The sequence below is a fragment of the Lysinibacillus sp. S1 genome, from assembly GCF_044986265.1.
In the GTDB taxonomy this organism is placed as follows: domain Bacteria; phylum Bacillota; class Bacilli; order Bacillales_A; family Planococcaceae; genus Lysinibacillus; species Lysinibacillus capsici.
The window spans coordinates 411,312-429,329 of the sequence record NZ_CP173154.1; the positions used below are offsets into that span (position 1 = coordinate 411,312).

Sequence of the window (18,018 nt, forward strand, 5' to 3'; positions counted from 1 at the left end):
ACAGCTCCCTTTCAACAGGCAAGTCAGTAAGCAGAAGGAAGCGGACACGATGAAATTTGAAATTCAGCATACAAATATTTTTCAATATGAGTCTGAAGTCGATCAAAGCTTGAATACTATTCGTTTAAAGCCGCGTAGCGATGAGCGTCAGCGATTATTATCTTATCGAATTGCCATAACGCCATCCTCCCTAACCCGTGAGCATACGGATATTTGGGGCAATACTGTTGGTTCCTTTTATATACCAGAGCAACATCAAATACTAGAAATTCATACATCTTCAATTGTAAGTATTCAGCGTGCACCATTTATTCATCGTATTCAATATTCGCCCGAAATGCAGACCATCTTTCACTCACAGCTATTCTATGAGCATTATTTACCGTATTTAAAAGCAACACATTTTACATTTATGACAGAGCAGCAGCTAGAGGAAGTTTATCATGCGATCGGTCATGCTGAAAATCCTGTGCTCTTTTCGCTTAATTTAATGCAGTATTTATATTCTAGCTTTGAGTATGACCCGACAGCGACCAATGTAACTACAATAGCAAGTGAGGCATTTGCATTAAAACGGGGTGTTTGTCAGGATTTCACCCATGTCATGCTTGCTGTTTTACGGGCGAAAGGAATACCAGCTCGCTATGTCAGTGGCTATCTATATGTCGATGAAAACTCAGCCCTCATCGGAGATATCGCTACACATGCCTGGGTAGAAGTCATGATTCCAGGTATTGGCTGGATCGGTCTTGATCCCACAAATAATGTGGAAGTATTAGAAAACCATATTATTTTATGTATTGGACGCGATTATAGTGACATTAGCCCTGTGGAAGGGGTATATACAGGAGGCAAGCATGATTTAACAGTCAAAGTAAATGTCAAAGCATTGAATCATTTATAAAAGGCGTGCAGTAATGGTGATAAATCGCGATTACTGCACGCTTTTATTCTAGGCGCTGCTGTCTTTCTGTTAGCACCCATTTCCGTACATAGCCCATTTCTTGTTGAATGTGCTCCAGCGTTTTTTCCTGTTGAAACGCCCGTTGCATCACAGTATAACGCAAGTCAGTGGCTCTTACATTCTTCCCTATATCTTGTGACATCGTTTGAAAAATGCGTTCAACTGTTTTCGTAGTAATCGGCTTCGCTAAACTCGCCTCGCTTACCCAAACCCATTCCCCTACCTCTTGCTCATGTAAATGGGTCGTCTCTTTTTTATACTGTGTTAGCATGTCCATAAGGATGGGCGAACACTTAATTTCTCGACGGCCATTTCGATTGGCTATAAAAAGGGTCGCTTTCTCTTCATTCAAGTGAGCCCATTTCATGCGGACGAGCTCAGCGGGCTTACAACCCGTTTCCATCAACACTTGAACGATACAGCCATTGCGTCTTGCCAGCCATGCATGCTCCTGCGTTTTAGCATATTGAAAATAGGTTGGCCATACGTTGGCAATTTGCATAACCTGTTTATTTGTCAGTACTTGCAGTGCCTCTTTTTGTCTTTTTTTCGGCTGCAAAATATGCTGATAATCAAAAGGCTCCACCCATTCTCGTAAAAAAATAAACTCTACAAATCCTCGCAATGTCGCTATTTTATGATTAAACGTGTTGATATTATTGTAGGTTTCCTTTAAATAGTCGCAATAGAGCTGTAATAAATTTTTCAATTGATGGTCCACATACAGGTAGTTTTGCTCATGGGCGAATGTTAAAAATTGCTGCCCATCCATATTGTATTGTTTTTTTGTGGCAGCACTTTTTTTCAATGATTGTAGCAGCAATGCGTAGCTATTCCATGCTTCCTTGAGTGTGACCATATTGCCCCTCCTTGATTGCTTTGCGTGTGTTGTTTCTATTTTACTATATTTTGGGTGCGTAGGTTCAAATTCATTTTATACTATTGTAATGTCGGATAATCTGTATTTTCACAACATGAACCCGCTTCTACCATTCAAATGCCCCTTACGTAATGAAGAAACATATGTTCCTAAAGTAGTTTCTCATAATTTTTACTTTCTTACAATAGTAAATTCCGCTCCCCTGTTGTAGTACAATAAATGCTTACTATTCCCTACATTCTTGTATAACAACGCAATTTTATGTGAAAATTCGTATCATTTCGTGTTTATCGTTGATTGTGTTATATAATAAAGATAGACACTAACATGTAGGAGGCTTTCCGATATGCAAGTAAAAACGACTCGACTGGAAGCAGAAGATGCGAAAATTATTTATCAAGAAACAGCTGGGCTAGCGATTATTACGATTCATCGACCACAGGCAAAAAATGCATTAACGGCAAACATGTGGGATCAATTAGCCAAGATTGCCCTACAAGTATTAGATAATCCGAAAAATAAAGTACTGATTTTACGAGGCTCTGGCCAAAGCTTTACAGCAGGCTCTGATATTAAAGAGTTCAATGCCATCTCTCTTGAGCAAGCTGAAGAAGCGTTTGTACATATGGAAAAGACCATTTCAACCATTGAGCGCCTACCGATTCCAACGATTGGCGTCATCAACGGTCCGGCAATGGGCGCTGGCTTGGAATTAGCCTTAGCCTGCGATATCCGCATTGGCTCCGACAAGGCCAAGCTCGGCATTCCTGTCGGTAAATTAGGGATTACTTTAAATAACAAATTTGCGCAGCGTTTAGTTCAGCTCGTCGGCCCTGCCACAACCAAGGATTTAGTCTTTACAGGACGAATGTTTAAAGCAGAGGAAGCTTTCAAGCTTGGGCTGCTTAACTACCTAGTAGCTGAAAAAGATTTAAATAAATACATGATTCGAATGGGTAAGCTGGTTGCAGGAATGTCGCCTGAATCCTTACTTGCCGTGAAGCAATCTGTTCAAGAATGTCTCGATAGTGCGCCGACCTTATGGCAAGGCTCTTCACCATTTGTAGGCAGTGATTTCGCAGAGGGTTGTCGTGCCTTTGTGGAAAAACGCCAGCCACAGTTCACTCGCCAGCCTAAATAAAAAACAGGTACTCTTAACGCCAACGTGCGAGCGGAGTACCTGTTTTTTACGCTTTTTTCTTTTGCAAAGCCGTTTTTACATGTACATGAATAGCATCTAATTCATAGCCAAAATGTAGATAAAAATCTTGTTGCACAGCTTGTTGTAATTCCACTAAACGCGCTGCTAATGGATAATCGATCGGCAGCTTTACTTGAATAGTGAGGATAGCTTGAACCTGATCCCCTAGCACAAATTGTGCTTGCTCGACCTTTTGTACAATTGCCTGTTGGCTACAGCAGTATGTCAGTAGCTGTACATAAACATGCTTGCTGATTTCTATATATTCCCGCTGAAAATCAGGACGTACAATCGTCGTTTCCCCGATTTTTTCTCGTTTCGAAGAAAAAATCTCCATGCCCTTTTGCACCAATCGTTTAAAGAAATTTTGCTCCACTTGTCTATATGGAATCGGCATAACATGCTTGCCCTGTGTTTGACGGATAAAGCGTGCTTTTTGAATTTCTTTCAATGAACGGACATCTTCTACATTATAATAGTGTTCAATCGGACCCAGCTCTAGCTGCTTGGCAATACTATTCGTCATTTTAGTCGATGTACCTATCAGTAAAATAGATTGTACCTGATGATGAGCTAGCGCCTTTTGGACAGCCTCACGATGAACTGGATCTGTAAAAATGGCACGTCGTACAGCAGTAATTGTATTCTTTTCGAATTTAGCAGAAAGACCTGCCACTCTGACGCCATTCACAATGAGTAATCCATCATCAACAATGGCCTCCACCCCTAATTTATGGGCAAAGGCCAGCGCACTTGTACTTTTGCCTGTGCCGCTTGGTCCACTTAATGAATAAACCTTCAATGCCCTCTTCCCCCTTACAAAATCGTTTTCGCATCTGGTGGTAATGTACATACATGCTTCAAATAGGCTGACATACGAGCATCATCCTCGTGAGGGTACGAGAACTGGAAGTGATGGGCAACCTCCTTTGCGATGCTTCGAAAGAGTGTACATGCCGCAAACAGGGCATTCCACATGTTAGCATAATCAGCGTCTGCATAGGTTTTTACGTACAATGCCCAATAATTAGCTGGCACATAGTTTTTTAAATACTTTCCCATTTTGCCTGTAGATATCTGAAAATGATGATGCTGACCAATCCACCAATTAAGCATTTGATGTAAGGACTGCCTTGTCGTTTCCTCAAACATTTGCTTGGCATATGGGAGTTCGTCTCGCCAAATGCCCTTGGCTATATTTTGTAAGCACCACCAAAAATCATTGGTACAGCTGGCAAATTGCCCCACAGTCGGTGGACTAATATGATAGCCACAATCTGAAGATGGAGAGATAGATGGCAAAAGCTGATCCTTATCGAGTAAAGGGACTGTCAGCTTGTCTTGTCCATATTCATCCAGCATAGCTTGTGTCGATAATAAGCGAAGGTCAATGCGATGCCCATCCTTTAATAACATTAAATATGTATAGCTATAAGAAAAGTCTTTGTCCAAGCCAAGCCCCTTATCCAATCGATCAGGCTCCTGCACCATCAGCTGCTCACCAAATACTTGAATCCATTTATCATCTTGTAAGAAAGAGGCTATATCTGTTACGACATACACAACATCAAAATCCTGAAACATATCCCTTGGTACATTCGGATTTGCTCTTGAGCCATTTAGGTAAACAGCACGAATTCTAGTGTCCTGTTGTGCAGTGGCTAGGATTAAATCATACATTTCTTGCTCTGTTCTCATAAGACTCACCCCACCTGAAAAGCTTTATACTCAGTATAATACACTTTCCTCTTTGAAGGAATTTATAGTAGCTTCTCCCAATGGCAGAAAATCTTTTTTCGCTAGTCTATGCACACATCCTCTCCATTATATAAATATTTTCTTTTTTCAGAATATCTGTCCCTTTCTGCGCTTCAGTATGATAAAATTTGAACTACTATTCTGTTATACAACTACAAGGAGTGTACTAGTTTTGAAAATCGTACCATCTAAAAAAATGTCATTATTTACACCAGCAATTTTCGGAGATTTGAAAAATTTTGCTCGAGAGCAGCAAGCAAAGGGCATGACCTTAATTGACTTAAGCTTAGGCAGCCCTGATCTTCCTCCGCATGCCAAAATACGTGAGCATCTTTCCTATCGTGCAGGTTTAGCCGAGTCTTATGGCTATACACTGACTGGCACACAGCGTTTTTATGACGCGGTGAGTCGCTACTATAAGCGTCGTAGTAATGTTGATCTAGATCCCGCGACAGAAATTATTCAAACAATTGGTTCGCAAGAAGGCTTAGTGCATTTACCAATTGCCTTTTGTGATCCAGGAGACATCGTCTTATCCACAAACCCAGCTTATGTAGCATATGACGCAGGGATTCACTTAGCTGGCGCAACACCTTATTACATGCCTCAAACAGCCGACAACGATTATTTACCTGATTTAGACGCTGTACCAGAAGAAATTGCACAGAAAGCAAAGTTATTGATTTTAAACTTGCCAGGAAATCCTGTACCAGCGATGCCGTCATTAGCATACTTTGAAAAAGTCATCGCCTTTGCTAAAAAGTATAATATCATCGTCCTCCATGATGCTGCCTATTCAGAGTTCTATTTTACGGGAGATGGCCCTATTAGCTTCCTAGCTGCACCAGGAGCAAAAGAGGTCGGTATGGAGATTAACTCCCTCTCTAAAAGCTTTAGCCTTGCTGGAACGCGTATTGCCTATATCGCAGGAAATGCAGAAATGATCGCTGTTATTAAGCAATTAAAATCAAATTTAGATTTCGGTATTTTCGAGCCTATCCAGGATGCGGCTGTCGTAGCACTGGATAACGCAGAGGAAATTACGGAAAGCTTACGTGCCACTTTCTCAGAGCGCCATAAAACGCTGATGAATGGCTTACAAGCTTTAGGCTGGGAAGCAGCACCCTCTGATGGTGGAATGTTCGTATGGGCTAAATATCCCTATGCTATCGATTGCACAGAATTAGCCTTTCAATTGATTGAACAAGTAGGCGTTGTCACAGTTCCAGGAACCGTATTTGGTACAGCAGGACAAGGCTATTTACGTTTAGCATTAGTTCAACCAAAGGAACTTCTACAAGAAGCCGTGGATCGCTTAGCAAAAGTACAATTATTAGCAAAGCAATAATTAGTCAATGTAAAAACCCTTCTAACATTTTGTTGGAAGGGTTTTTCTATGATGGTTAAATCCACACATCATTTTCAGCGGTAAGCTCTGATTGCTCCTCACCTGTATTCACGACACCCATTGGCTCTACAATCAGAATTTTACACTCCGAAGCTGCAAAGGGTTTATGTTCCACATTGCGTGGGACAACAAACATCTCTCCTGCACGCAAGCTTACCTGGCCATCTCGGAATTCGATGATTAATTGCCCCTCAAGGACGATAAATACCTCATCCGTATCCTCATGCTTATGCCAAACAAAATCCCCCTGAACTTTGACGAGTTTGAATTGATAATCATTCATTTCAGCAATAACCTTTGGAGACCAATGCTCTTGAAATTTAGCCAGTTTCTCTTGAAAATTAATCGGTATGTATGCCATTTCCTTTTCCCCCTTGCTTTGACTCTACTACTAGAATAGCATAATGCCGTTTTCTACAGCAAAAACCAGCTACTGCGTTGCTAGCAGTAGCTGGTCGTTTATTAGATATCATATTTTTGATGAACGTCATCTTCGTAGCGATTATAGCGCTGCTTAAAGAGCTTGAATAAATGCGTGACAAGTACCTTAAAGATTGCATAGCCCGGAATCCCTAAAATAACGCCTGGGACACCAAATAACGAGCCTGCCGTTAATAGTACAAAGATAATCGTAATCGGGTGAATACTGAGTGATTTCCCCATAATTTGCGGTGAAATGAACTTTCCTTCGATTAATTGAACGATTGTCCATACAATTGCCAGCTTAATCAGCATCAATGGGGATGTAACAAGAGCGATAATGACTGCTGGTGTGATCGCAATAACGGGTCCTAAATAGGGCACCACACTTGTAATCATGGCAAGGAAGCCGAGCAATAAAGCATACTTCATGCCAATAATTAAGAAGCCAATCGTTACCATTGCCCCAATACACATGGATACTAAAATCTGTCCCTGTATGTACGAACTAATTTGCTTGTCCATGTCATGGAAAATGTCAGTTACCTCTTTACGCATACGTGGTGGGCACACTTTCAGCATAAATTTCGGTAATTTTTCGCCCTCTTTTAGTAAATAAAACAGGATGAATGGCACCGTTACAAGTGATAGCACAATACCTGTTAACGTTGAAAGGAAGCCGGTAATACCAGATGCCACACCCTGTGCTACATTGGTCGCCATATCCTTCACTGTTTTTACCATATCCGTTGTGAAGTTATTCAAAACTTCATCAAAATTAAAACTAATTTTATCTAAGTACTCATTAAAACGTGAATGATTTAGGAATTCTACAATGTTTTGTGTAAATGCCATGAAGTACTCTGGGAATTCCTGTGCTAAATTCGTGAACTGATCGCGTAAAAACGGATAGACTAGCACCACAAGTAACGTAATGACACCAATGACCGCAATATAGAGGATTAAAATACCCCATATTCTTGGTATGCGCCATCGTACTAGAATCGCCAGCAATGGGCGTAATAAATAGTAACCAATGACGGCTAGTACCCCTGGTAAAATGACTACTTCAAATAAAACTTGTAGCGGGGTAAAGATAAAGGAAACTTGATTAAACATAAAAATAACACATGCCACCAGTAATAAAATTACCAGTGTAAATAATAGGTTTCTACCACCTAAAAAACGAATAAACTTGGTTGCTAACAGGCTTGAACGCTCTTTTGGTCTCTCTTTTTCCATATATCCACCCCAATCCAAATGCTCTCCCTTTATATTACAGGATAATGCTGGTTTTTGCGAAACATCACTCTAGTGAAATACCTAAAAAATCACTTAAAAAGGCTTTGTTTTGCTCCACATCGATGACAATAGAATCGCCCGCATGGCTAAAGTTTTGGAATTGATAGCTACCCTCGATAGGGATGGTTGCTTTCTCAATGTTTACCTTGCCCTTTGATAGMAATTTAAGTACTTGCTGCATTTCCTCAGTAGATGAATAATCTGTTGTGATATAGCCCTGTGCCGCACCAACAAATTTTGGTAAATGCAACATATTCGTAGGCGTTAATAACTCTGTTTTTAATGCCTCAATCACTTTTTGCTGACGTGCAACACGCCCAAAATCTCCTTCTGCATCATGACGGAAACGCGCATAACCTAGTAACTCCTGTCCATTTAAACGATGAACACCTTGCTTTAACTCTACCCCAATATTTTCAGACATGTCCTTTTCAACATCCATTTCCACACCATTTGGCGCTAAAATATCCACTAAGGATTCAAAGTTTTTAAAATCAATTAGTGCATAATGATGAATCGGTAGGCCAAACATATTTGTTAATGTATCCTTTAATAGCTGAACACCGTCTAGGTAGTAAGCTGTATTAAGCTTATAGGATTGATAGCCTGGAATATCCGCGTAAATATCGCGCATAAAGGATACGAGTTTAATGTCGTTGTTTGCTTTATTCCAGGATAATACCATCATTGTATCAGTCCGTGATTTTTCCTCTCCACGTGTATCGACCCCTAAAATCAAATAGTTTTCGATATCCCCTTTGATGCTATCACCAGTAAAATCCTCCTGTGCAACTTTGGTGTCGTTGGCTAGCTCAAGCCCGCTGCGATATTGCATGACCGAATAGCCGACAATCACAATGATACACAATAGTAATAGTGTAAAAAATGCTCTCCCTTTACGTAATCGACGCTTTTTAGGACGTTGGGAGCGTCTCGTATAATCTTGCTCTTCCATAACAACTAACTCCTCTATTTTGATATAGTTAATGTAACGATTGATTAGCTAGAAAGTTTCATTATAAAAAGGATCTATTCCATGTTTTTCTATCTAAACGTTATTTTACACCCATTTGCACAGTTTGGCGTAAAACAATGCTATAATATTTTCACAAAAGAAAGGATGATTCAAATGATAGAAAAAGCGACATTTGCTGGCGGCTGTTTTTGGTGTATGGTCAAGCCATTTGTCGAGTGGGACGGTATACATAAAGTCACTTCAGGCTATATGGGTGGCCACTTAGAAAACCCAACCTATGAAGATGTCAAAAAAGGAACGTCAGGTCATTTAGAAGTAGTCGAAATCGAATTCGACCCTGCTATTTTTAGTTATGAGCAGCTCCTTGATATTTATTGGATGCAAATTGACCCGACGGATGCGTATGGACAGTTCCATGACCGTGGCGAATCCTATACTACAGCAATCTTTACCTATACAGATGAGCAAAAGCAAATCGCAGAGGCATCGAAAGAAAAGCTTGCCAATAGCGGACGCTTTGATAAACCTATTGTAACCAAAATTCGCGATGCTGAACGCTTTTATCCAGCAGAGGATTATCACCAGGATTATTATAAAAAAGAGACAGCACACTATCAGCAAGACCGTGCCGTTTCTGGGCGTGATACGTTCATTGCAAAGCATTGGGAAAAATAATATAAAAGAGGTGTCTCCAGCTTGTGGGACACCTCTCTTTTATACAATAGCAACAAATTTATTAAACAGAGGCTTCTAAAAACGATTGTAGTGCGTCAAAGAAGCGTTGACCATACTTCTCAAATTTTACTTCGCCTATACCACTCACCTGTCGTAAATCCTCCAGTACAGTTGGTCTCTTATCACATAATTCACGTAACGTTTTATCAGAAAATACAACAAATGGTGGGACCTTTTCCTCGTTGGCAATCTCTTTGCGTAATACCCGTAAGTGTTCAAATAATGGATCATTATCCACCAGCTTCTTCACTGTGACAGCTTCCTTACGCATGACCTGTCGATTGCCAAGCAGCACTTCCTTGCCTTCAGCAGATACATAAATTGTAGGGAATGTACCGTGCTTCACGGCCAGCAAGCCCTCTGCAATTAAAAATTCGATAAAGTTGGAGACATCCTTTGAGGTATATTGTCCTTTTAAAATGCCATAGGTCGATAAACGGGCAAAGCCAAATTCAGCGATCTTTTGATTTTTAGAGCCAATTAGCACCTGTGCCACCATGGTCTTCCCGAATTTTTGTCCCATACGCACAACACAGGCCAGCACCTTTTGCGCATCCTCTGTCACATCTGTCACTGCTCGCCCGTCAATACAGTTACTACAACGCCCACATGGCTCCTCCTCAACTTCTCCAAAATACGCTAAAATCGCATTCTGTAGGCAGCCCTCAGTATGGCAATAATCGACCATTGTTTGTAGTTTAGCTAGCTCCTGTGTAATACGAGCCTCATCCTGTGACTGTTCGATAAGAAAACGCTGTGTTTGAACGTCCCCTGAAGCATACAATAAAATACAAGCACTTGGCAGACCATCTCGACCAGCACGGCCCGCTTCCTGGTAATAGCTCTCCATATTACGAGGCATTTGATAATGCAACACAAAGCGCACATTACTTTTATCAATACCCATACCAAAAGCATTCGTTGCCACCATGATACGTGCCTCATCTTTTAAAAACCGCTCCTGCTCAGCCATTCTTAAATTCTCTGATAGACCTGCATGATATTTCGCAACGTCTTCACCAGAGCGACTCAGCACATCATAAATGGCATCCACAGCTTTTCGAGTAGCTGCATAAATGATGCCCACTTCCTGTTTATTTTGTTGAACATAATTTTTTACATAGCGTTCTTTATTTTCACCAATTAACACCGAAAGTGCCAAATTCTCACGTGAAAAGCCTKTCATGACCGTTGCCTGCKCATCAATCGCTAACAATTGACGAATATCATCACAAACCGTTGGCGTTGCAGTAGCTGTCAGCGCTAAAACAGTGGGTTTTTGGGGCCATAGCGTAAAAAGCTTGTGGATCGAACGATAGCTTGGTCTAAAATCATGCCCCCATTGCGATATACAATGAGCCTCGTCAATCGCAAGTAATGGGACAGATAAATACGACAATGCTTGAAGAAACGTAGTACTTTCCAGTCGTTCAGGTGCAATATAGAGGAGCTTTAAATAACCCGCACTAGCAAGCTGCATGGTTTCATCCACTTCCTGTGCCGTCAGCGTACTATTAATATAGGCTGCTGGAATATTTGCTGTACGTAAAGCCTCCACCTGATCTTGCATCAGTGAAATCAGTGGCGAAATCACGATGGTTAACCCCTCAAGCATTAGCGCTGGAATTTGATAGCAAATGGATTTCCCTCCACCTGTTGGCATGACACAAAGACTTGACTGCCCTCGTAATGTTTGTTCAATAATCTGGGCTTGTCCTTGCCGAAAGGTATCATAGCCAAAATGATGCTGTAGCATTTGTCTAGCTTGCTCCATGCAAAATTCACTCCTTGTTTGTGAGACCAAGTAGCTTGTACTCGCCCTGTTCATTTTTTTCTAACTCATACAACATGTTGGAGTAGGCAAGTGCCTCCTGTCCAGCAGCATTCGTCAGGATATATTCCGTTTTAGCCTGTACGATAAGACGCTGCCCTTCTACGCGAATTGCCTGAATATCCGTGTCTGAGAAATGAATTTTGGCTTGCTTGGAAGCATAATAGGCAACCATACTAGCCAAGGTTTCCTGTATAGCCTCTGTCCCGACAATCGGTTTCAAAACACTTGCATCCTGGGTTGTCACTGCCCCCTTTAAATACTTGTGAAACATATCTAAAAATAGCATAATTTCATCGGTATTATACGCAAATATATTTTCTCCATATTGTTCGATTGCTTGCTGTACAGCTTCTTTATCCCCTTGTTCAATATAGGGGTATAAGTTTTTCGATTGGGAAAGTCGTACACTGGCTGTCATGCCCTCCTCAATCCATTCATCGATGGATGCTTGGAATTCCTTTATAGGCAATATGTATGGCTGCGACGCTCCTTGCTGTTGTCGATTAACATATAATCCGACAATGGCTCCGTTTTCAGCCTCCATGACAGGGCTTCCTAGAGGTATCGATTGTTCCGCTTTTATATAATAAGCCGCTACTTTATCTTGGTATTTTTGAATTGTATAGGGTAAGCCATTCACATAAACAGCCAGTTGATTTAGCTCACCTTCATATAAATTAGGCACTTGCACATCCGCTTGATAGGTTACTCGTAGCAGGGCCATATTATAGGCTGTTGACATGACATGAATAGTCGCTACTACCAGCTTGTCCTGACCAAATTGAACGAGGGCAGTTGGTTTGGATGCCACTAGTGCACCATTCGTTAAAATATACAGTTGATCATCCTGCTGCCTGATAATAATGCCTGCTCCAACACCATGCTCTCCAATCACTTTGACCTCTGGGACAATTTTTTCCTGTTGCTTCGTCACAGCTCCTTCTGATTCTACCTCTGCCTTTTTATTTTGAAACCATCCTGTCCCTATTTGTCTGTCGCAGCCTGCTACAAGAAAAGCTGTCGCTCCTAAAATGAGCACTTTTTTATACATACCTTCACCAAAACTTTCTATTCTACATTCTCTCTTCTCTATCATAATCAAGGACTAGTAATGTTTCAAGTTTACATAATATTATTATTGAATAATTGATATTAGAAAAATGCAGCAACTTCCCTAAAGTCATTTCTTTCTACCCATTAATATTGATGGAAGACAAAATTTGCTGTGAGGATGGAAGGATATTATACCCTCAAAATAATTTTCACATAAAAAGACATGTGCAACCTGACACATGTCTCTTACAATCATTTTTTTCTTAATAGTCCAGTCGTTACTAGAATGCCGAGCATTAATAATACAAAGATCAGATACGTCCATGTATGGTTGCCCGTTAGGTCATAGCAAATGCCTATTAGAATGGGGATAATGGCACTTACCATAAAGCCACCTGCCAGCACCATAGATGACCAACTGGTGGCCTCCTGATCATTTTTGGCTTCATCAAGAGGCAGCAATAGTCCGATTGGAAATAGCCCGCTTAGCACAATGCCAATTAATAAAACAGCCAGCCATAGGTAAATACCCGCTGTCAGCCAGAGTAGCATAAATCCAATCATGCCGACAAAGCTAAACACTAGTAGCCAGGCCATTCGACTTGGCCATTTTTCCATGAGAATTGGTACCGCCATATTCCCTATCATTTGTACAATAGACATAATTGTTAGCATAGCACTGGATGCCTCTAATGACAGGCCTTTATCCTGCAATAGCGGCGTAAGCCATGACATGATTGAGAAAAAGAGTGATGTTTGTAAACCAAAGTACAGTAAAATTACCCAGGCACGTCTAGATGTCCACGGATTACGGACTTCTTCTGACGTAGTTACTTGTTGGAGCTGCTCGTTGTGTTTGGATGGAATTGCCGCTAGCCAGATAACGAGAGCAATTATAGCAAGGATTGACCACATACCAAGGGCGATTGTCCAGCTATTACTGAAACTCTGATAAAAAGTCACGGTTAAGGCTGCACTTAAAGTAGCCCCTACGCCTATACCGAATGAATAGATACCGACTACTGTCGTAAAACGTTCTGGAAACTTTTTCTTAATATAAGCATTTAGGATAGGACCAATCATTGCAATCGCTAAGCCTGCCGCAAAGCTTGTCACGATGAGCAAGAGATAGCTTGCTTGGAAAAAGCGTAGCCCATTCGCGATTACAAGGATGGCCACTAAAAGGGTGATAGCTGATTTCGTGCCCATTTTTCGCTGAAGCGGGACAGCCAAAGGTGCGAATAATCCCATACAAAAAACGGGGATAGCTGTGAGAAAGCTCATGCTTGTATTCGAGACTTGTAAGGATGTCATGAGGACATTAAAAAGCGGTCCTATTCCCGTGACAGCTGGCCTCATATTAAGAGCGACAAAAAATATACTAATGACCACGAAGGTGAGTGATAATGTCCAATGTTTTTTAACCAATTGTTTGATCCCCTCTGTTATTACGCAGCCTTCATTTATGAAAAGCTTGCATGGATTCCTCTATCCTTTTATCATGTTTTCGATGGTTGGTCAATGATTGGACAGTTTACCTTTACATGGCTAAGGCTTCTTACATATTTTCAGGTGATTCAATACCTAATAAGGCTAATGACTCTTTTAAAACAATAGCAACACTCTGACATAATGCAAGACGGGATGCTTGCTGTTCATCTTCTACTAATATTTTGTACTGTGCATAATATTTATTAAATAAACGTGCCAGTTGTAAGGCATATTTCGCTATTTGGGACGGATCAGCCTGCTCAAAAGCTATAGCTACCGTTTTAGGAAACTGTTCTAGTAATGAAATAATCGGCCAAGCCTGCTCTCCTAAAGATTTGAAGAGCATATCTTGAGTCGGAGCTTTCTTTTTATCTAAAATAGAGCAAATACGTGCATATGTATACTGTACATATGGCCCTGTTTCGCCTTCAAAATTCATCATTTGCTCGATTGAAAATTCAATATCGTTGAGACGATGGGATTTTAAATCATTAAAAATTACCGCTCCAACCCCCACTTGCTTTGCGACTTGCTCTTTGTTAGGTAGAGAAGGGTTTTTCTGCTCCATATTACGCTTTGCAGTCGTTATAGCTTCTGCTAGTACATCTGCTAATAACACCACTTTGCCTTTACGCGTCGACATTTTTTTGCCATCCTTCAGTATCATGCCAAATGACACATGTTGCAGATTCTTTGCCCAAGGATAGCCCATTTTTTCGATGACCTGAAAAAGTTGTTTAAAGTGGAGGGACTGCTCATTGCCAACAACGTAGAACATCTTATGGGGCTGGTAGTGCTGTTGGCGATACAGGGCTGCTGCTAAATCACGCGTCGCATAAAGCGTGGCTCCATCCGTTTTCGTTATTAAACATGGAGGCATCTCCTCCATCTCCACAACATACGCACCTTCTGATTCCACAAGGAGCCCTTTTTCTTTTAATTCTGTTACAACGGACGGCATTTTGTCATTGTAAAAGGCTTCACCTATAAAGGCATCAAAATGAATTCCTAATAGCTCATATATTGTTTGAAATTCTATGAATGACACATCTCGGAACCATTGCCATAATGCCTGCGCCTCTTCATTACCGTCCTCCAATGCTTTAAAGGCGGCACGAGCCTGTTCATTGAGCGTTGGGTCTTGCTCGGCCTCTTCATGAAACTTCACATAAATCTTTAATAACTCCTCTATCGGGGAAGCCGAAATAGCTTGTTTATCACCCCAAAGCTGATAAGCAACAATAAGCTTGCCAAATTGTGTACCCCAGTCCCCTAAATGATTGATACGAATGGCTTGATAGCCATTTTTTTCTGCAATATTTGCTAAGGCATTGCCGATGACTGTTGAACGTAAATGTCCCATCGAGAAAGGCTTGGCGATATTAGGAGAGGAAAAATCCAAGACGACCGTTCCCATCTTTGTTGGCGTAGTACCATATTGTTGCTTGTCGCGCAGAATCTTGCGTAACACCTGTTGCGTCACCTTTTGTTGATCAAGAAAAATATTGACATAGCCACCAACAGCTTGCACACGCTCGATACTGTCATGATTTAATTGACTTGCTATCTGTGCTGCGATACTTTGCGGTGATTTTTTCAACACTTTTGCTAGAGTAAAGCATGGAAAGGCTACGTCCCCTAGCTCCAAGCTTTTGGGTTTTTCTAATAATGACAATATGTCCTCTCCTATTATTTGCTGCTTTAATGTGACTGCTATACTGTCGGCGATTTGTTGATTCATTTTGCTCCTCCTCCTGTTCAAATAAAAAAGCCCTCGCCTCTATAATTAGAGACGAGAGCATGATAATCCCGTGGTACCACTCTAGTTGCCATGTAACATGACCACTTTCCGTTGTTAACGAGGTGACGCCCCGCTATTCTCTACTATTTGTTCGAGAATCTTCTCCAAAGTGCGCTTCGTTCATGGTTCCTGCATTAGGCTCCCACCATCCCTAACTCGCTAGCCAGTCATTCCATCAATTACTCTCTTTTTCATCGAATTTTTTTATGATTTTGACATATATTACAGGACTTTCTAATTGGCGTCAACCCTTTTTTACGTTGCCGTTTCAGCAAAAAACGCTCCTCACAAGGAGGAACGTTTTTTTTCTACATAATGAATCACATCAGCCATAATCGCATACATCTCTTTTAATTTTAATTTCTTATTATCAGAGACTTTCTTCGCTACTTTCTCCGTGACAATTCCTTTTTCTACCAATGTATCCCAGCTAGTCGCATTGGATTCACCGATGAGGACGTCAGCCAAATATTGAGCTAACTCATCTCGCTCAATAGCTTCATCGCCTTGATTATAAACTTTATTGATGACAATTTCGAGCTGGTCCTTCATTCCTGCTGCACTTTCTCCACCAGCACGTAGCATGCTCTCTTTTAACATTTTAGCAAACTTTATTTTCGTCGCCTTACTGTCTACTTTTAGGTCATTATCATAGCCGCCCACAACAAGGCCGTAATTAATGAGGGTTTGAATGGCTTCATCATACCATTCTCCTTGATATGGATACTCAATTGAAAATGAATCAACATAGGCACCTTGCTTAGCCAATTGCTTTCGTAATGTAGCGATTAATGGTTTATCCTTACTCATGTCTCTAAAGGTTACATCGTGCTTCTGTGCAAGAGCAGCTGCAGTCCCAGCCGCTTCACCTGTCACCATCCCTGTTGGAACAATACGTGCACTACCAGCTGCAAGTGATGAATAACCAGCAGAGCGTCCGACAACCAATAAGCCATCAATATCCTTCGGTACTAACGACCGGAAAGGAATAGCATATTGCTTGGGTGAAGCGATCACATAGCCGTAATCATGAGGCGTTTGCGCTTGCACATCGACTGGATAAGAGGCAATGCCAATGCTATCCCACTGATCACTATTTTTCCACAGGTCTGCCATTGGTAATTGATACTCTGCCCAAATATGTCTCGTTTCTCGGACGTAGAGCTCTTCTGGATAGCTGACAATTTCAGCTTTTTCAAACCCTGGGAAGTTTGTTTGTAAATATTTTAGAATGTGTAACGTTTCTTTCTTCCCAGCGACAATCGCCGCTTGTTTTGAGGATTCATTCAAGCCATCAATACCAAAAATCTGTAAGGCATTGATGAAATATTCATCATCTACACGAGCTAAGTTTAACCCTCGTAATCTTGTACCCTCTTGTAATGGCTTGTATTCATCATGTAGCTTTGTAAAGCCCCACATCACCGTATGATTTAAATTAGCACCGCCAAATACACCGGAATTAGCCGCTTTTTTGACTTCATCCCAATTGACATTTTTTAAATGTAGCATTAAAGTCACAGCCATACGCTTATCCTTTATGCCAATATCTTCTCCGCCCACAAAGAAAGGAACGCCCGACAAGGCTGCAAAATCAGCATCCTGTGTAGCATCTATGAATGATTTCCCCCTCACAACATATGTACCGTACTCATTTTTTAATTCCACAGACGTTAATTGTTGTTGTTTAACATTTGCTTTCACAACCTCGGTTTGCACGGATAACGTTAAGTTGGGCTCTTCATCGATCAGCTTTTTAAAGGCTGCCTTAGCACCTACAATACCAAAAGCGTCATTCCCTCTAACAAGTTCATGCCATTCCTTAAATATTCCCTCACTAATCGAGTTGTTATGGCCATCACGAGGAATGTCGAGGAAATTCAGCATACCATATGTAAATAATCCACCTAACTCTTGTCGTTTTTCGACCAGCAATGTTTTCGCACCATTTCGAGCAGCAGCCACAGCCGCAGCCACTCCCTCTGGCTCACCACCGATGACAATAACATCATATTCTTCCTCTATATGTTCAATTGGTTCTGGCTTTTTATACTCATCTACTAATTTATCGTATGCCATAGAGTTTGTTATTTCTTTAATAAAATAGTAGCTACCAAACCCAACTAAAACTACTATTACACAAGTGGCTGTCCATAATAAGCCCTTACCCATAATATACCTCCAATTGTTAAAAT

General features: G+C 41.0%; 15 protein-coding genes and 1 other annotated feature. Of the genes, 4 read left to right on the forward strand and 11 right to left on the reverse strand.

The features are described from left to right. The first annotated feature begins 49 nt into the window (after window positions 1-49). The gene (locus tag ACHZEU_RS02100) at window positions 50-904 is read left to right on the forward strand and encodes a transglutaminase family protein (RefSeq protein ID WP_048392841.1); all 855 of its coding nucleotides are present in this window, start codon (window positions 50-52) and stop codon (window positions 902-904) included. 43 nt (window positions 905-947) lie between these two features. Here ACHZEU_RS02100 and ACHZEU_RS02105 read toward each other — a convergent pair whose 3' ends face one another. Then, on the reverse strand, window positions 948-1,823 hold the full coding sequence (locus ACHZEU_RS02105; RefSeq protein ID WP_279495012.1) for a site-specific integrase: 876 nt from the start codon (window positions 1,821-1,823) through the stop codon (window positions 948-950). 367 nt (window positions 1,824-2,190) lie between these two features. On the opposite strand from ACHZEU_RS02105, the gene ACHZEU_RS02110 reads away from it, so the two are divergent. Next, window positions 2,191-2,985, forward strand: coding sequence for an enoyl-CoA hydratase/isomerase family protein (locus ACHZEU_RS02110; protein ID WP_404803945.1), 795 nt, complete (start codon window positions 2,191-2,193; stop codon window positions 2,983-2,985). A 46-nt stretch (window positions 2,986-3,031) separates the two neighbouring features. Here the strand turns inward: ACHZEU_RS02110 and ACHZEU_RS02115 are convergent, their stop codons facing one another. Then, window positions 3,032-3,847: an ATP-binding protein gene (locus tag ACHZEU_RS02115; protein WP_016992682.1), complete on the reverse strand. Its 816-nt coding sequence runs from the start codon at window positions 3,845-3,847 to the stop codon at window positions 3,032-3,034. 14 nt (window positions 3,848-3,861) lie between these two features. Next, entirely contained in the window at window positions 3,862-4,743 is an 882-nt protein-coding gene (locus tag ACHZEU_RS02120; RefSeq protein WP_054550123.1) for an aminoglycoside 6-adenylyltransferase, read from the reverse strand. A gap of 232 nt (window positions 4,744-4,975) precedes the next feature. On the opposite strand from ACHZEU_RS02120, the gene ACHZEU_RS02125 reads away from it, so the two are divergent. Further along, the gene (locus ACHZEU_RS02125) at window positions 4,976-6,151 is read left to right on the forward strand and encodes an aminotransferase class I/II-fold pyridoxal phosphate-dependent enzyme (protein ID WP_016992684.1); all 1,176 of its coding nucleotides are present in this window, start codon (window positions 4,976-4,978) and stop codon (window positions 6,149-6,151) included. 55 nt (window positions 6,152-6,206) lie between these two features. Here the strand turns inward: ACHZEU_RS02125 and ACHZEU_RS02130 are convergent, their stop codons facing one another. From ACHZEU_RS02130 to ACHZEU_RS02140, 3 genes are all read right to left on the reverse strand, one after another. Beyond that, window positions 6,207-6,572 (reverse strand): cupin domain-containing protein, encoded by a 366-nt coding sequence (locus ACHZEU_RS02130; RefSeq protein WP_103118117.1) that lies wholly within the window; start codon window positions 6,570-6,572, stop codon window positions 6,207-6,209. Window positions 6,573-6,673: 101 nt separating this feature from the next. Further along, on the reverse strand, window positions 6,674-7,873 hold the full coding sequence (locus tag ACHZEU_RS02135; RefSeq protein WP_048392857.1) for an AI-2E family transporter: 1,200 nt from the start codon (window positions 7,871-7,873) through the stop codon (window positions 6,674-6,676). Window positions 7,874-7,937: 64 nt separating this feature from the next. Further along, the gene (locus tag ACHZEU_RS02140) at window positions 7,938-8,888 is read right to left on the reverse strand and encodes an LCP family protein (RefSeq protein WP_404803946.1); all 951 of its coding nucleotides are present in this window, start codon (window positions 8,886-8,888) and stop codon (window positions 7,938-7,940) included. A gap of 174 nt (window positions 8,889-9,062) precedes the next feature. Between ACHZEU_RS02140 and msrA the strand changes: the two genes are divergently transcribed. Then, window positions 9,063-9,584 carry a peptide-methionine (S)-S-oxide reductase MsrA gene (gene msrA, locus ACHZEU_RS02145; RefSeq protein ID WP_081011039.1) on the forward strand — a complete coding sequence of 174 codons (522 nt, stop codon included), beginning with the start codon at window positions 9,063-9,065 and terminating at the stop codon, window positions 9,582-9,584. 61 nt (window positions 9,585-9,645) lie between these two features. Here msrA and recQ read toward each other — a convergent pair whose 3' ends face one another. The 5 genes from recQ to ACHZEU_RS02170 all read right to left on the reverse strand — a co-directional run bounded on the left by recQ (window position 9,646) and on the right by ACHZEU_RS02170 (window position 17,995). Continuing rightward, window positions 9,646-11,418 carry a DNA helicase RecQ gene (recQ, locus tag ACHZEU_RS02150; RefSeq protein WP_404803947.1) on the reverse strand — a complete coding sequence of 591 codons (1,773 nt, stop codon included), beginning with the start codon at window positions 11,416-11,418 and terminating at the stop codon, window positions 9,646-9,648. Between the two features lie 7 nt (window positions 11,419-11,425). Next, window positions 11,426-12,529 (reverse strand): hypothetical protein, encoded by a 1,104-nt coding sequence (locus ACHZEU_RS02155; RefSeq protein ID WP_279495001.1) that lies wholly within the window; start codon window positions 12,527-12,529, stop codon window positions 11,426-11,428. A gap of 254 nt (window positions 12,530-12,783) precedes the next feature. After that, the gene (locus tag ACHZEU_RS02160) at window positions 12,784-13,959 is read right to left on the reverse strand and encodes a CynX/NimT family MFS transporter (RefSeq protein WP_066036784.1); all 1,176 of its coding nucleotides are present in this window, start codon (window positions 13,957-13,959) and stop codon (window positions 12,784-12,786) included. 130 nt (window positions 13,960-14,089) lie between these two features. Beyond that, the gene (gene argS / locus ACHZEU_RS02165; protein ID WP_066036785.1) at window positions 14,090-15,763 is read right to left on the reverse strand and encodes an arginine--tRNA ligase; all 1,674 of its coding nucleotides are present in this window, start codon (window positions 15,761-15,763) and stop codon (window positions 14,090-14,092) included. Window positions 15,764-15,807: 44 nt separating this feature from the next. Next, window positions 15,808-16,027 (reverse strand) — a binding site (T-box leader). Window positions 16,028-16,108: 81 nt separating this feature from the next. Beyond that, a complete protein-coding gene (locus ACHZEU_RS02170) occupies window positions 16,109-17,995 on the reverse strand; it encodes an FAD-dependent oxidoreductase (RefSeq protein WP_404803948.1) in 1,887 nt (628 codons plus the stop codon). Window positions 17,996-18,018 lie beyond the last annotated feature (23 nt).

Bases quoted from the DNA above. Each gene is read 5' to 3' on its own strand.
- msrA (WP_081011039.1), top strand. From the start codon at position 9,063: ATGATAGAAAAAGCGACATTTGCTGGCGGCTGTTTTTGGTGTATGGTC.
- ACHZEU_RS02170 (WP_404803948.1), bottom strand. From the start codon at position 17,995: ATGGGTAAGGGCTTATTATGGACAGCCACTTGTGTAATAGTAGTTTTA.
- ACHZEU_RS02105 (WP_279495012.1), bottom strand. From the start codon at position 1,823: ATGGTCACACTCAAGGAAGCATGGAATAGCTACGCATTGCTGCTACAA.
- ACHZEU_RS02130 (WP_103118117.1), bottom strand. From the start codon at position 6,572: ATGGCATACATACCGATTAATTTTCAAGAGAAACTGGCTAAATTTCAA.
- ACHZEU_RS02120 (WP_054550123.1), bottom strand. From the start codon at position 4,743: ATGAGAACAGAGCAAGAAATGTATGATTTAATCCTAGCCACTGCACAA.
- ACHZEU_RS02110 (WP_404803945.1), top strand. From the start codon at position 2,191: ATGCAAGTAAAAACGACTCGACTGGAAGCAGAAGATGCGAAAATTATT.
- ACHZEU_RS02155 (WP_279495001.1), bottom strand. From the start codon at position 12,529: ATGTATAAAAAAGTGCTCATTTTAGGAGCGACAGCTTTTCTTGTAGCA.
- argS (WP_066036785.1), bottom strand. From the start codon at position 15,763: ATGAATCAACAAATCGCCGACAGTATAGCAGTCACATTAAAGCAGCAA.
- ACHZEU_RS02100 (WP_048392841.1), top strand. From the start codon at position 50: ATGAAATTTGAAATTCAGCATACAAATATTTTTCAATATGAGTCTGAA.
- ACHZEU_RS02135 (WP_048392857.1), bottom strand. From the start codon at position 7,873: ATGGAAAAAGAGAGACCAAAAGAGCGTTCAAGCCTGTTAGCAACCAAG.